Origin of the sequence: Streptomyces californicus (assembly GCF_000717645.1) — a bacterium.
GTDB lineage: Bacteria > Actinomycetota > Actinomycetes > Streptomycetales > Streptomycetaceae > Streptomyces > Streptomyces californicus.
The window spans coordinates 410,046-424,419 of the sequence record NZ_JNZZ01000008.1 but is presented as its reverse complement, the minus strand read 5'-3'; the positions used below and the strand labels follow the sequence as shown (position 1 = coordinate 424,419).

Annotated in this window: 10 protein-coding genes and 2 pseudogenes; 5 read left to right on the top strand and 7 right to left on the bottom strand. The window is 73.6% G+C overall.

From position 1 onward, the window contains the following. Positions 1 to 77: 77 nt before the first annotated feature. The 3 genes and pseudogenes from IF19_RS01000000134725 to IF19_RS0113800 all read right to left on the bottom strand — a co-directional run bounded on the left by IF19_RS01000000134725 (position 78) and on the right by IF19_RS0113800 (position 3,362). Complete coding sequence (locus tag IF19_RS01000000134725; protein WP_030113288.1) at positions 78 to 827, bottom strand: DUF6879 family protein; 750 nt, start codon at positions 825 to 827, stop codon at positions 78 to 80. Between the two features lie 618 nt (positions 828 to 1,445). Continuing rightward, positions 1,446 to 2,304, bottom strand: a pseudogene (locus IF19_RS01000000134720) (formylglycine-generating enzyme family protein). Further along, on the bottom strand, positions 2,301 to 3,362 hold the full coding sequence (locus IF19_RS0113800) for a bifunctional NAD(P)H-dependent oxidoreductase/GNAT family N-acetyltransferase (protein ID WP_030113289.1): 1,062 nt from the start codon (positions 3,360 to 3,362) through the stop codon (positions 2,301 to 2,303). The pseudogene IF19_RS01000000134720 and the gene IF19_RS0113800 overlap by 4 nt, the downstream one beginning before the upstream one ends. A gap of 30 nt (positions 3,363 to 3,392) precedes the next feature. Between IF19_RS0113800 and IF19_RS0113795 the strand changes: the two genes are divergently transcribed. The 5 genes from IF19_RS0113795 to IF19_RS0113775 all read left to right on the top strand — a co-directional run bounded on the left by IF19_RS0113795 (position 3,393) and on the right by IF19_RS0113775 (position 7,880). Continuing rightward, positions 3,393 to 3,857, top strand: a complete 465-nt coding sequence (locus IF19_RS0113795) for a MarR family winged helix-turn-helix transcriptional regulator (protein ID WP_030113290.1) — start codon at positions 3,393 to 3,395, stop codon at positions 3,855 to 3,857. A gap of 223 nt (positions 3,858 to 4,080) precedes the next feature. Continuing rightward, the gene (locus IF19_RS0113790) at positions 4,081 to 4,350 is read left to right on the top strand and encodes a hypothetical protein (RefSeq protein WP_030113291.1); all 270 of its coding nucleotides are present in this window, start codon (positions 4,081 to 4,083) and stop codon (positions 4,348 to 4,350) included. Further along, entirely contained in the window at positions 4,343 to 4,987 is a 645-nt protein-coding gene (locus tag IF19_RS0113785; RefSeq protein ID WP_050493096.1) for a DUF6879 family protein, read from the top strand. Before IF19_RS0113790 ends, IF19_RS0113785 begins: the two co-directional genes overlap by 8 nt. A 311-nt stretch (positions 4,988 to 5,298) precedes the next feature. Next, positions 5,299 to 5,697 (top strand): hypothetical protein, encoded by a 399-nt coding sequence (locus IF19_RS0113780; RefSeq protein WP_030113293.1) that lies wholly within the window; start codon positions 5,299 to 5,301, stop codon positions 5,695 to 5,697. Continuing rightward, positions 5,694 to 7,880 carry a tetratricopeptide repeat protein gene (locus IF19_RS0113775; RefSeq protein ID WP_030122198.1) on the top strand — a complete coding sequence of 729 codons (2,187 nt, stop codon included), beginning with the start codon at positions 5,694 to 5,696 and terminating at the stop codon, positions 7,878 to 7,880. Before IF19_RS0113780 ends, IF19_RS0113775 begins: the two co-directional genes overlap by 4 nt. Positions 7,881 to 7,979: 99 nt before the next feature. Here IF19_RS0113775 and IF19_RS0113770 read toward each other — a convergent pair whose 3' ends face one another. From IF19_RS0113770 to IF19_RS0113755, 4 genes and pseudogenes are all read right to left on the bottom strand, one after another. Beyond that, a complete protein-coding gene (locus IF19_RS0113770; protein ID WP_418952937.1) occupies positions 7,980 to 9,371 on the bottom strand; it encodes a mannosyltransferase family protein in 1,392 nt (463 codons plus the stop codon). Positions 9,372 to 9,500: 129 nt separating this feature from the next. Beyond that, positions 9,501 to 9,992: a hypothetical protein gene (locus tag IF19_RS0113765; RefSeq protein WP_030113297.1), complete on the bottom strand. Its 492-nt coding sequence runs from the start codon at positions 9,990 to 9,992 to the stop codon at positions 9,501 to 9,503. Next, positions 9,985 to 10,488: a SigE family RNA polymerase sigma factor gene (locus tag IF19_RS0113760; protein ID WP_030113298.1), complete on the bottom strand. Its 504-nt coding sequence runs from the start codon at positions 10,486 to 10,488 to the stop codon at positions 9,985 to 9,987. Before IF19_RS0113760 ends, IF19_RS0113765 begins: the two co-directional genes overlap by 8 nt. 221 nt (positions 10,489 to 10,709) lie before the next feature. Next, positions 10,710 to 14,252: pseudogene (locus IF19_RS0113755) on the bottom strand (WD40 repeat domain-containing protein); the annotation flags it as partial. Positions 14,253 to 14,374: the final 122 nt, after the last annotated feature.

The following is a 14,374-nucleotide window of genomic DNA, read 5'->3' as shown; positions in this document are numbered from 1 at the left end:
TGATCGCTCCCAAGGCCAGCCACTCGGAGGAGGCGCCGGCGCCTCGTATACGCGGCGCTCCTCTGCAAGTTCGGTCGTCACTGCGGTTCCAGTCCCCCGAGCCGAGCCGAGAAGTCAGCAGTGGGCGTCGCATGATGCCAGGCCGCGTCTCGTACTTGGCAGGCGAAGGCGACCTCGGCCGGGTCTTCGCTGAGGATGACGCCGAGAGTCGTATCGTCCTCCGCGAATACGAAGCGGGCGACCAGCCGGGAGTCGAAGAGCCAGAAGTCGTATTCCGGAAGGCCCAGTCGGGACGCCTGTGCCCTCGGCAGATTGCGGATGTCCTCGCCGGCGGCCACGTTGCTCAATCCGCTGGCCAGAAGGAACTGCTGCCCCTCCGTGAGGGGCTGATCAACGAGCCTGACCCGCTCGAACCGCTTCCCTTGCGCAGTCTGCTTACGGACGTTCTCGCGCCACGCGTTGTCCGGCTCGGCCGAGATGTCCGCGCCCCCCTTCCACCGCTCCCACTTCGAGCTGTTGCGGTCGGAGGCGTATCCCCGTCGGGTCTCCAGGCGGAACGCGGTATGGCGGAACTCACGGAACAGCGGCGCGATCTCGGAGAACGGGACCGTCCCGGCCGCCGGGGCGCGTGGGGCGAAACGGGCCAAGAGATCGCGTGGCATGAGGACGAACGGCTCACTCGCCTTCACGTCACGGAGTTGGGCAAGCTGGGCGGGGTCGGTCGCTCGCTCGCCCTGAACGAGCACGTCGGTGGAGCCCTCAACCTCGTAGAGGGTGGGGCCATCCCCGTCGTCACTGGTGGTGCCGAGAAACCTGAGAACCGTCATGACGCCCTCCGCGTGCACTGAGTGGAAGCCCAGGATGTGATGGATGGTGAGGGGGTGCCGCCGGATCGCGGATGGAATTGCAGATCGCTCAGGCGGCCCGGGAGTTGAGCGCGGCCAGCAACGGCGGCACGGACAAGCGTAAGCAGAAGGGCTACCACGCACACGCCAGGTACAACGCATACGGAGCACGGCGCCCCAGCTCTCACGCTCAAGCCGGACCGGCCGAATCAGCGCCAGGCACAATGACACCAGCCGCACCGCACATGCGTGAACGCTTCACACGAAAGGCGAGAAATGCCGGTTTTCCAAGAAGTAGGCAAAAACCGCCGGTCCGCCACCTAAACCACCAGGTCACGAAGGGTGGTCCCTGCGCACGCGGGGGTGGTCCCCTGCACCGTCGCCAGGCGAGCGCGCAGGACGAGTGGTCCCTGCGCACGCGGGGGTGGTCCCGAGCGCGCGGTGTCGTAACAGGGCTCGGCCGAGTGGTCCCCGCGCAGGCGGGGGGGGTGGTCCCCGGCCGCACTGGCACTACCGCACCGTCGCCTGGTGGTCCCCGCGCACGCGGGGGTGGTCCCGCGGTGCGAAAGCCGAGCTGCGCCCAGACCGGGTGGTCCCCGCTCACGCGGGGGTGGTCCGTCGAGCCACCCGCCGCACCTGCCCCCGGCCCGGGAGCGTCCAGGCGCGGCCCGCCCGAGGCCGCCGCCCTCGAAGATCCGCCCCTACGCTTCCGACGCCCCCGACACCGCCACCCGGAACCCGACACCGATCGCCGCCAGGTCCTCCTCGTACGCGCCGTGGCGGCGGGCGCAGCGGGCCAGGTCGCGGTCGTGGCGGAAGGCGCCGCCGCGGGTGATGTGGGGGTCGAAGGCCCAGTCCTCGGTCTCCGGGACCTCGGCGGGCGCGCCCGGGTACGGGGCGTAGAGCGTGGACGTCCACTCGTCGGCGTTGCCCGCCATGTCCAGGACGCCGAACGGGCTCGCGCCCTCCGGGAAAGAGCCGACCGGCGTCGTCGTGCCCACGCCCAGGTCCACCAGGTTGGCCAGGCCCGTGCGGTACTCCTCACCCCACGGGAACTCCCTGCCGTCGTCGCCGCGCGCGGCACGTTCCCACTCGTCCTCGGTGGGCAGGCGTACGGGGAGTTCGAGGCGTGCTCCGAGCCAGCGGCAGTACGCCGTCGCCTCCTCCCAGGTGACGCCGATGACCGGGTGGCCCGGCGCCCCCTGCGGTGTGCCGGTCGCCCGGTGGCCGCCGCGAAACGGGCCCACTGCTCGACCGTGACCTGCGTACGGGCGATCCGGAACGCCGGTACGTGGACCGCGGCGGCCGGGGCCTCCTTCCGGTACCAGTCCGCCGGGACGCCCGTGTCCGCGTAGCGGCGGGCCACCGCTTCGATGGCTTCGGCCGGTGTCCCCCGGGTCAACGTTCCAACCGGAACCTCGACCCAGTCCACCTGCTCGGTCCGCCCCGCCGCGCTCACACCGCCACCGCCTTCGCGAGGTCCACCACGCCGGTCTCGTGCGCCTGGGGCAGGGGCACGTAGCCCTGCCGCCGGTAGAGCGCGATGTTGCGGTGGCTGGCCGCGCCGGTCGACAGGACGATGCGGGCGCACCCGTCCCCCGCCGCCTCGGCCTGCCGCAGCAGCCAGCGGCCCACGCCGAGTCCGCGCAGGTCAGGGGCTACGGCGAGCCGACCGACGTGCAGGTCGCCGTCGACGCGGCACGTGCGGACCAGGCCGAGGAGGCGGCCGTCGCGCCAGAGGCCCGTGACGTCCCAGGCGGCCAGCCAGGCCTGTACGTCGGCCGGCGACTCGTGGAGGGCCGGAATCGCCAACGTGCCGTTGGCGAGCGCCTCCTCCGTCCAGCAGCAACGCTGGAGCACCAGCACCTGGCCGGCGTCGTCCGGGCCGAGCCGCCGGGCGTAAGAGCCGGGGAGCGGACCCTCGACGGTCGCCGCGCTCCGCTCCCGTACCGGGGTCAACGCCCGTGCCACCCGCACCAGTTCCTCCAGCAGGCCCTCCGCCGCCTCCGCGTGGCGCGCCTCGGGTTCCAGGCGCTCCCCTCGCATCGCGTCCGCGATCCGCAGGGCGACGGTCGCTCCGAGCGGGACCAGGCGCAACGTGGTCACCACCTGCTTCGCGTGCTGCACCGCGCGCGTTCCGGCCGAGGTGTGGCCGTAGCTGACGAAGCCGGCCGGTTTCCACGCCCACTCGGGGCCCAGGAAGTCGAGGGCGTTCTTGAGCGTCGCCGGCATGCCGTAGTTGTACTCCGGTGTCACGAACACGAAGCCGTCCGCCTCGTCGACGATCCGGCTCCAGCGGCGTGTGTGCTCGTGCGCGTGGACGCCGGCCGAGGGGTGTTCCTCCTCGTCCAGGAACGGCAGACCCAGGTCGCCGATCGCCAGGGGGACGAGGTCCACGCCGAGCAGGTCCGCGTGCGGTCCGAGCGTGTCGGTGAACCACTTCCCCACAGCGGGGCCGAGGGCGTTGGGGCGGGTACTGCAGACCAGGACGATGACGCGCAATCGCTTCGTTGTCATGGAAACGAAATTAGCCGCTAGATTAGTTACATGTCAACGAATGAGTCGGACGCCCCGGTCCACTGGCTCGCACCCGACGAGGAGCAGTCCTGGCGGGCGTATCTGCGCATGGTCACCGCCGTCCAGGTCCGCACCGCTCACGACCTGGCCGAGCTGGGCCTGTCCGAGCCCGACTACGAGGTGCTCAGCACCCTCTCCGAGCACCCGGAGGGCACCAGCACGCTGCACGAGCAGGCCGCCAAGATGGGCTGGTCGCGCAGCCGGCTGTCCCGGCACGCCTCCCGCATGGAGGCCCGCGAGCTCATCCGGCGCGCACCCGACCCGAACGACGGCCGGGGCTGCCTCCTCGTCCTGACCGCGACGGGCTGGGACACCTTGCGGGAGGCCGCGCCCACGCACGTCGCGTCCGTGCGCCGCCACTTCGTCGACCGGCTGACCCCGGACGAACTCGCCGCCCTCCACCGCATCGCGGAAAAGCTCAGCGAGGCCCCGTAGCGCGCGTCCGGCGGCGGCACAGGGGGCGACCTGTGGGCCTCGACTGCGATGCGCCGGAGGCCGGGTCGGCGCTCGGGCCACCGCCGGGTGAACACCTGTCCCTCGATAGAACATCAGCCCCTTTCGAAGCGTCACGCAGCAGTCCAAATCTCGCCCTACACAATGGCCTTGACGCTCCGTCATGAGTAAATTGGTGCGCTCAGCGGACGACGGGGGCGACAACGTGGGCAGACCTTGGGAAGCCGATCCGGACACCGGTTTCAAGAAACGTCTGGGAAAGTCGGCACAGGAATTGGGTGCCACCAGCACCGGGCCGGAGTGCCCGGACATCTGGGAGCTGGAGAACGGCGACATCGCGGTGATCGGACGCGACCTCACCGACTCCCTGGGGAAGCGGCTGCCGGACGGGGTCTCCGTCAGTCGCGACGAACGCCTCGTGGTCATCCCCCGGAGGATGCTGATCGCAGCGAAGGCGGACATCCCCCATGTTTGAACACGTGCACGGGCGCGCCGGCGAGGTCCTCAGCCGGGACGACTACCTGACCGACTTCAGCCGCGTCCATGCGAGCGACATCGACCTGCTCGCCAAGATCGAGCGCGGCCAGTCCTTCCAGGAGCCCGGCTCTCCCAGCTGGGAAGCGTTCGCCGCCGGCGACTGGCCCGCCGCGCTCCGCCTGATGGAGGACGAGCGGGAGCCGATCGCCTCCTACTTCCGGGACACCTCCGCCCGCGGGCTGACGTTCCGCAGGCTCCGCGTCGTCGAATTCCCCGTCTCGCCCTATGTGCAGTGGGAAATGCACCTTCTGCGCCTTCGTGCGGAATTAGGCGAGAGGATCCGGGTTCTCCCCGCCGGGGAAATCGCCGAACTGGAACGGGACGCGAAGCTGCCCGAGGTGGTCGTTCTCGGACGTTCGGTGATGTACACGGTGATCTACGACGCCGAGGGGAAAGGCGCGGGCGCCCGCAGGTTCACCGACCCGGGTCTGATTCGGGCGACGGTCGCGGAGTTCAAGGACCTGTACGCCCGGGGAGAGAGCATCGCGGCGTTCTTCGAACGGGAGATCGCCCCGCTCGCCCCGCCGGCCGTCCGCCGACCGTCCGCCCAGCTTCCGGCATCATCCGCCCACTGACGGAACGGGCCCGACCACCGATGGAACGGGCCCGACCTCCGACGGAACGGACCCGACCACTGACGGAACGGGCGTTCACCGGCGAGGTGGGCCCACCGCTCACGCGGCGACCGTCCACCATCGGCGGAAGCCCGCGGCGGCAGGAACCCACGGCGGCGACCGGCGGCAGAAACCGGCCGCGGCAGGAGCCCGCGGCAGCCGGAACCGGCAGGAGCCGGCGGCAGGAACCCGCAACCGCACGGCCATGCGGCAGGAGAGGACAGCGTGCGCCACACGTACGCGGAGTGCGTCATGAAAAGGGAGCGTGCGCGATGGACCCGGAGTTGACCACACTCGCCCAGAGCGCGGGGGTGACCCTCGTCGGCCTGATGGCGACCGACGCCTGGGAACGCGCCAGGGACGGGGTCGTCGCCCTCTGGCAGCGGGCCAGGCCGGAACGGGCGGACGCCGTGGCGGCCGAACTCACGCACACTCGTGACGACTTGGCGGCCGACTCCGGCGTCGGGGAGGAGCTGGCCGCCGAGTGGCAGGGCCGCATCCGGCGGCTGCTGACCGAGCGCCCCGAGGTGGCGGCGGACCTGCGGGCTCTTCTGGACGAACTGGCTCCCGGTGAGCGGACGGTGGCGCCGACCGTGGCCCAGCGTGCCACCGCCTCCGGGAGCGCCCGGGTCTACCAGGCCGGTCGCGACCAGCACATCACCGAACGGTGAGCGGGCCGACCGAGGGGCGGGCGGAGGACAACGGCCGCGTCTATCAGAGCCAGGGCGACCAGCACATCACCGAGCACCACCACCACGGTTCCCCCGCCGAACCGTCAGGCGCCACACCCGACTCCGTCAGGCGGCCGGCGGTGGGGCGCGCGCCGGTCGTCCTGCGCGACCGGCTGGAGCTGATGACGCGGCTGCGCACCGCCCTGGCGGAGGACGGAGGGGAGCAGGTCTTCGTGCTCCACGGCCTCGGCGGGTGCGGCAAGACGGCCGTCGCCTCGGAGGTCTTCCGTACGGCGACGACCGAAGGCGGCCGTGTCGGCCTGTGGGTGAACGCCCCCGACCTGGCGTCCTTGCGGGCGGGCATGCTCGCCGTGGCCGCCGACCGTGGTGCGAGCGAGGGCGAACTCACGGCGGCACGAGCTGGGTTGAGAGCGGCGGCCGACCTCGTATGGGATCGGCTGGACCGGTCCGCGCAACCGTGGCTGCTGGTGATCGACAACGCCGACGACCCCGCCATCCTGCGCGAAGGCAACTGGCTGCGCACCAGTCCGGCGGGCATCACCCTGGTCACCACCCGGCAGGTCGCCTCCCATTGGTGGCCCGGGGCGACCCTGCACCACGTCGGTGTGCTGCCCCGGGAGGACGCGGCCCAGGTGCTGTGCGATCTGGCGCCGGACCGGGGCACCCCGGAGGAGGCCGCGAAGATCGCCGACCGGCTGGGCCGGCTCCCTCTGGCCCTCACCCTGGCGGGCGGCTATCTGGCCCATCAGGTGATCAGCCCGTGGAGTCTGGCCGAGTACGGACGCGCCCTGCAGCAGGGCGACGACATCGATCCCATAGCGCTCCTGGACCAGGGTGCGGCGTACAGCGGAGCCGACGCGTCCCGCCATCTCGCCAGCAGCACCTGGGAGTTGTCACTGGCCTCCCTCCGCGCCCACGGGCTGCCGGAATCCACGGCGCTGGTCCGGCTGCTCGGGTGCTGGTCCCACGACCCGCTGCCCCTCGCTCTGCTGGCGGGTCCGGGCATCGACCCGGTGGTGCCCCGGGCCCGGGTCGAGTCGGCGCTGCGCGGGCTCATCGACCACTCGCTCACCCGCCTGGTTCCCGGACCGCCCCGCTGTCTGCGGACCCACGGCGTACTGCTGGAGAGCATCGCCCGGGGCACTCCCGCCGATCAGCGTGACGTGCTGGTGGCCACGGCCGCTGACCTGCTCCTGCCGGTGCTGCCGGAGGTGTCCCGGCCGTGGAAGCGCGATGATCCGGCCCTCGCCCCGTACGTACCGCACGCCCTCGCGCTGCTGCGGCGTGCGACGCAGTGGCCGGGGGTGGGGCGGGCGACCGTGGCACGCGTGCTGGAGTGCACGTTGCGGCTGGCCGTCGCGCTCCACCGGGCCGGCGACTACGCGTCCGCCCTGTCGGTGGCGCAGGAGGCGGTGGCCTGCGGGACGACGGCGCTGGGGGCGAACCACCCCGCGGTGATCGCGGTCCGCCAGCGGACGGGGCGGTCCCTCTACCGCCTGGGCCGGTACGAGGAGGCGGAGGCGGTCCACCGCCTCGCCCTGGCCGACTGCACCGCCGCGTTCGGCGAGCGGGCCGTCGAGACGCTGGAGAGCTGTGCGGGGCTGTCCCCGGTGCTCGCCTGGGTCCTCGACCAGAAGGACGCGGCGGCGGCTCTGGTGCGGCGAGCGGTGGAGGGCCGGACCGCCGCACTCGGCGCCGCCCATCCGTCGACGCTCGTGGCACGGACCTGCCTGCTGGAGTTCACCGCCGGTCCGGAGACGGATCCGGCGGTCGGTACGGCGTTGCTGGCGGACTGCCACCGTGTGGTCGGCCCCGGTCACCCCATCGCCCTGGACGCCGAACTGAACCTCGGCTTCGCCCTGATCACCGCGGGTCGGCAGCCCGCGGCCCTGCCGCATGTCCGCTCCGCCGTCGCCGGGTGCGAACACGCCTACGGGCTCGACCACCCGAAGACCCTCGCCGCCCGTTCGCTGCACAGCCGTGCCCTCGGCGAGGTCGGCCGGATCGACGAGGCGGTGGAGGAGGCGGAACGGATCACGGACGCACGAGCACGCGTGCTGGGAGCCGAACACCCCTGGACCCTGTGGTCACGGGAGCGCCTCGGCGAGTGGCGGCGCGCCCGAGAGGCGTCGTCCGCGGGCGGGGAGGAAGCCGAGACGTAGGGCCGCGCGGCACCGGAACGGTCCCGCTCCTCCCTTTTCGCGCCCTCCCGCCTCGCCCCGCCCGCCCCGACGCAGCCCGCCCGGCCCCCGCCAGAGACGTCACCCCGCCCATCTCCCCGTCAGGAACGCCAGGGCGACCAGCGTCGTCACCGGGGCCGCCACGCACAGGTACGCCGTCCGGAACCACGGCCGGCGCAGGCTCAGCGCCGCCAGGCCGATCCACAGCGGCCACCACAGCAGCGTCGCGCGGGGGACGGAGGTGTACCAGTACGAGGTTCCGAGCGCCCACAGGCTGAGGATGACGTACACCGCCTCGGGCCAGCGACGCCGGTACAGCAGGACGGCGACCAGCGCGAGCCCCACCAGCATCGCCGCCAACTCAGCCTGGAACATGAGCGCGTAGCCGGTCGACTGGGTGTGGCCGAACGCCCCGGTCCACGTGTTTCCCCAAGCCTCCCAGGGCGTGTGGAACGTGCGGTACCAGCCGCGTTCCTGCGCGTGCTTCCACGCCATCCAGTCGCCGGTGTGCGCGTGCAGGTACCAGCTGTACGCGGCCGGGGGCAGCGCCGGAAGCAGCGTCCAGCCCGCCGCCCACCAGCTCCGCCGCCCCTCCCGCCCGGGTGCTGCCGACTTCCCCTTGGCCGTGGCCAGGATGAACAGCAGCCCGATGGCCGCCGCGAGGAACAGGCCGCTGATCCGCACCGTCGTTCCCAGCGTGGTCAGTACGGCGGCGAGCGCCCACCGGTGGTGCGTCGCCGCCAGCCACGCGGGCAGCGCGAACGCGAGGAACAGCGCCTCCGTGTAGCCGACCGCCAGGAACACCGCGCACGGCGAGAGGAGGAGGAAGAGCACCGTACGGGAGCCCGCCGCGCTGTCCGGGAGGTACGCCCGTGCGATACGGGCCAGCGCCACGACCGCCACGGCCCCGGCGGCGAACGAGATCAGCAGACCGGCGGCCGTCCAGTCCGGGACGACCGCGTGCACGGCCCGCAGGGTGAGGGGATAGCCGGGGAAGAACGCCTCCCGGCTGTCCCAGCCGCTGATCCACGGCCCTTCGCCCGCCGGGAAGTAGCCGTCGCGCGCTATGTGGAGGTAGTGGTTCGCGTCCCAGTGCTGGAAGGGCGCCAGGACCGGGGCCGCCTCCCGGGCGCCGGACTGGCCGGGGAAGAGCCAGCGGGCGAGGTGGGCCGTGATCGCCAGGGATATGCGGGTCAGGAGGTAGAGCCCGAGCGCCGTGCGGTCGGCGGAGTCCAGCCGCGCCGCCGTCCGCCTGATCCACCCCCCGGGCCCGGGACCCGTGTCGTGCCCCTGCCCCCCGGGCGGTACGGCAGGGCCTCGGCCGTCCGGCGGCGCGAGGGGCCCGCACGGTTGGGAACGCACAGAGGTCCGGGGCGCGGGGATCGACGGGCGGGTGGCGGGCGGCAGAGGTCCGGGGGACGGGGACCGGGGGGCGGGGGACGGGGGACGTGGTCCGGGGGACAGCGTGGTCAACTCAGGCACCTTTCGGGCGCGCCTCGCGGGTGCGCCGAGGCAGGGTGGGGCATGGGGCGTACGGGGGTGTACGGGATGGCCCGGTAGCCGCCGGGGCGCGGGAGAAGCGTAGGGGGCCCGGCCCCGGGGTCAGGGCACCGGGCCGGAGCCGTCCGTCGTCGCGGACGTGGTGGCCGACGTCCTGACGGTGGCCGGGGCCGTGTCCGACGGCGGTGACTGCGGCGTCGTGGTCCTGCTCATGGCCGTCCGCGTGGGCAGGCCGGTGGGGTCCTCCGCCCCCGAACTCCCCGCCTCCCCCGGTGACGTGTCGTTCGGCAGCGTGGTGCTCGGCGACGGCGGATCGGTCGGCAGGCGCTCGGAGGGGACGGGCGACGGGTAGCTGGGCGTCGGGTCGGTGGCCGGGGCGACGGGCTGCGGCCGTACCGGCAGCAGGCCCACCGCCGCGGCGCCACCCCCGCCCACGACCAGGCAGACGCCCACCGCGACCGCGGCCATCCGCCGGCGCTGGGCGCGCATGCCGCGCTGGGTGATCCTCGCCGCGTCGTCCGCTTCGGCGCGGATCTGCCCGAACTCGCCGGCCTCCCGGAACAGGGACCGCAACGGATCCCGCCGTTCAGACATCACGTGCCTCCTCGATGCGGGGGTCCTGCAGCCGGTGCGCGAGCGCCGCCCTGCCGCGAACCAGATGCGTCTTGATCGTGCTGGTGGAAAGCCCGGTCTCCCCGGCGATCTGCTCGACCGTGAGGTCGCACAGGTAGTGCAGGGTCAACGTCCGCCGCTGCTGGGCGGGCAGCTCCCGGAGCGCGGCGACCAGCGCCACGTGGTCCGGCCCCGGCGGCTCCACGTGCTCCGGCGACCGCCCGCTCCCCAGGCCCCACGCGTCCGCGGAGCGCCGCCGGAAGCGCCAACGGCTCACCGCGAGCCGCCAGGCGACGGTACGGATCCACGCCTCGGGCTGCCCCTCACGCTCCAGCCGCCCCCGCCGCACCCACGCCTTGACGAACGCTTCCTGCACGACGTCCTGCGCCTCCTGGAGGTCGCCGGTCATCACGTACAGCTGTCCTGTGAGCCGCGCGACCGCCTGGGCGTAGAACTCTTCGAACTCCTCGACGGTCACATGTCGCTCCCGGGTCTTTCGCTTCACCGGGTATACGCCCGCCGCCGCCCATCCGGTCGACACGCCCCCGGAGAATTCGTGGTGACGGTCGTCACAGGACAGCTCCATCACGGAGCGAGGGGATGGTGCGGTACCCCCGTACTCCGGCCGGAAGGCCCCAGGCGCCGGCGCCGGACGACGTGCACATGACCGTCGTCCCGTGCCGCCTCTTCAGTACGTGCTCAGCACGTGGCGCGGTACGTGACGGCCGGCAGGTACAACGCCCACTCCTGCCGGGTCATCCCGCCGCCCGCCCTCGCGCACACCGACGCGGCCGTACGTTCCAGGCCCAGCGGGTACGTACGGACCGGGGTGCGGGAAGTCGCCACCCGCACGTGGGAGGCGTCCGGACCGAAGGCGAGGGCGAGGACCGGGCCGTCCGCCGGGGGAAGCGGGGAGCCCGCCGACCTGGGGGCGTCCGTGGGCCAGAAGCGCAACCCGCCGTCAGCGTCGCCCACCGCCACCACCGCGCCGTCCGCCGAGAACGCCAGAGCCGAGGGCCCCCTCTCCTGCCCCGTACCCGCCTCCGCACCGGCGGTGAGGACCGCCAGCCGGGTCCTGCCGTCACCGTCCCACAGCGTGACGCGGCCCTCGTGGTCGCTCATGGCGAGATAGCGGCCGTCCGGGCTGAACGCGGCTGTCTCCGCCGGGCCTTCGCCCCGCATGACGGCAACCGCGCTCGCCTTTCCACCGGCGCTGCCCGGAACGATCAGCCGGCGTTCGTCCGTGATGATCCTGCCGCTCCGGTCACGGTCGCGGAGCCGTCCGTACCGCTCACGCGGAAGCGTCCTCCGGGGTACGTCCCGGGCCAGGAGGTCGACTCCGTACGACATCCGGGTCACGACCGCCGAGTGCGGGCCTCCGGCCGCGATGCCGTCGACGCCGGAGAGCGAGGGGAGGGCCGTCACCGAGGGGCGCGGGCCGGTCGTGCGCAGGGTGACGGTGTCCGGCGCGCTCACGTAGGCCAGGGTCCGGCCGTCCGGGCTGAAGGACGTCGGCGGAACGGGCGGGCAGCCGCTACAGGCCGGTGCGGCCGCGAAGGCGTCGTGCAGACCGCCCGTCGCCCCGTCGCGGAGCTCGACCCTCCCCGGGCGCACGGTGAGGAGTCTCGTGCCGTCCTGGTTGAACCGGGCCGCGTCGAAGCGGACTCCCCGGCCGTCCTTCCGCCCGCCCTCCCGGGCGGCTGCCTGCTCGCCCTCGCCTCGCGGGTCTTCCTGCCCGCCGCCGTCCTGCTCGCCGCCCTGCCGCGTACCGCCCTGCCGCTGATCGCCGTGCTGCCCGACGCCGTGCTGCCGCCCCTCGCCCGATGCGACGCCGGTCAGGGAGACGGTGTGCACCGCGCTGGCAAGGTTGTCGCCCGCCGTGTAGCGGACCACCCCGTTCTCCACATCGAGGGTCAGCTCGCTCGTGCTCGACGCGGGGACCCGGTGGCGGAAGAGCGGGGTGGACGGGTCGTCGGCGGACCAGAGCAGCAGTGACCCGGCGGCCAGCGTCGCGACGAGGGACCCGTCCGCGCTGAACGCCGCGTCCGGGACGGTCCCCGCCGCCGTCCGCCCCGCGCCCTCCGTGCGGATCCGCGGGCGCTCCCGCCCCGACCGCACCTCCCAGCTCCTCACCCCGGACGGGACGCCGACCGCGAGCGCCCGCCCGTCCGGGGTGAACTGGAACTCGCCCCGGCCGCACACGTCGGCCTCCGCCGCCCAGGGCGTCGACAGCTCGCGGCCCGCGTGTACGTCCCACACCTGGAGCACGTCACCGTCCGGGCAGAAAGCGAGCAGCGGCCCCTCCCGCGCGACCGCCAGGGCCCGGACCTCCCCCCGGCTCCGCCCCGTATCGAGCGACATCCGGCCCTCGCGCGCGTCCCAGACCTGGACCGGTCCCCCGCGCCGGTGCACGACGACCGTGCGCGCGGCCGCGCCGAACCACGCATCGACCTCGTCGCCCGGCGGGCCGAACGCGCCCCCCGCGAACCCCCCGGCGGCGAGGTCCCACAACCGCACACCCCCGGGGGTCCGGAGGGCGACCGTGCCCGTGTCGGGGCTGACCGCCACGATGGACGCGGCCTGCCGCCCCGGGCCCGGCAGATCGGGCAGCGGGCGGCCCGTCGCGACGTCCCAGCGCCGGGTGCGGTCCGGGCCCACCACGGTGAGCGTGCGACCGTCCTGGCTGAGCCGCCGCCAGGTGTCATTTCGGTCCGGGCCCCCGCCACCGGACCCCGCTTCGAGCAGGCCCACCTCACGCTGGGCGGCGGCGCCGTACAACGCTTCCCGGGTCTCCGGAACATCGGCGATACGCCAGGCGGCCACGCTCAGCCGCAGGGCGGCCCGGGGGTCCGAGCGGCGCAGCGTACCCGCCACGGCCGCGATCCTGCGGGCCTCCGCCTCGTCCGCCCTGCGGTCAGCCGTACGGCTCTGCTCGCGGGCGGTGAGTCCGGCGACCACGGCCAGGCAGAGCAGCACCGACAGGGCGGCGACGAGCCCGCGCAGCACACGCGCCGCCCGGGCGGAAGCGCGCCGCTCCCCCTCGTACGCGGCGAGGCCGGCCGTCAGGAACGCCCGCTCGACGGACGTCAGCCCGCTCGCGCGGCCGTGGGGCGTGAGCGCGCGCACATCGGCGGCTTCGTTGCCGAACGCCTCGACCGCCGACTCCAGTTGGCTCCCCCGGTACAGAGCGCCGGGATCCCGCCCCAGATCGGTCCACGTCGCCGCGGCCTCCGTCAACCTTCTCTGCAGGCGCAGCAGTTCACGGTCCGCCTCGATCCATGAACGCAACCGGGGCCACGCCCCGATGAGCGCTTCATGGGCCAGGCTCACCGTGTCGGAGTCGGCGGTCAACAGACGCGCTCTCAGCAGGAGTTCCAGCACCTGCTCCGCGTGGTCCAGTCCCTCCATGCCTGTCAGTTCGCTGCGGGCGACCGGGCGACCGGTGTCCGCGGTACCGCCTCCCGGCGTGACGAGCCGCAACAGCAGCGTGCGGGCGGTCCGCGCCCGTACGTCGTCGAAGCCGGCGAACAGGGCCTCGGCCGTATGGGCGATCGCGCCCCGTACACCGCCGATCTCCTCGTACGCGGCCACGGTCATCGTCCGGCCCCGCCGCCTGTGCCAGACCTCCAGCAGGGCGTGCGACATCAGCGGGAGCCCACCCGGTTCGCCTTCCACGTCGGCGAGGATCCGGGCGGTCAACTCCCGCTCCACGATCAGACGTTCCGCAGTCGCCGGGCCGACGATCGCCTGTCGCAGTTGCTCCGACGTCATGGGGCCGAGGAGGAGGGTGGAGGGCCGCAGCGCGAGGGCCAGGGACGCGAACTCGGCGCACCGACCGTAGAAGTCCGACCGGACGGCGATCACGACACGGGCCCGCGCGGTGGCGATCAGCTCGATGAAGTCCGTCCGCTCCGTCTGGCTCCGGCAGAGCGTGAACACCTCTTCGAACTGGTCCACCAGCACGACCGCGTCATCCGCGAACAGAGCCGGGGCGACGCGGGAGGGGTGCTCCCCCGGCGTCAGAATCCTGATGGCGGAGGGCCGCTCGACCGGCGTCCTGCCCGGCGGAACGGACGCGGGTCCGACCGGCACCCGATCCGCCTGGCCGCCCGGCACCCGCCCTGCCGACCCGCTCGGCACCCGATCCGCCGGTCCCCCCGGCTCCTGCCCCGCCGACCCGCTCGACGGCCGGCTCCCCGGTCCGGTCGGTGACGCGGCGGCGGCCTCCCGCAGCGCCGGTACGAGACCCGCCCGCCTCCGGAGCCGACCATCGCCACCGCACCCTCACCCGCGTCCCGGGCCGCCCTCACTCCTCCGCCGGCGCGCGGGAGACCGTCCGCCGCAGCGGGCCGGCCAGAGCGCCG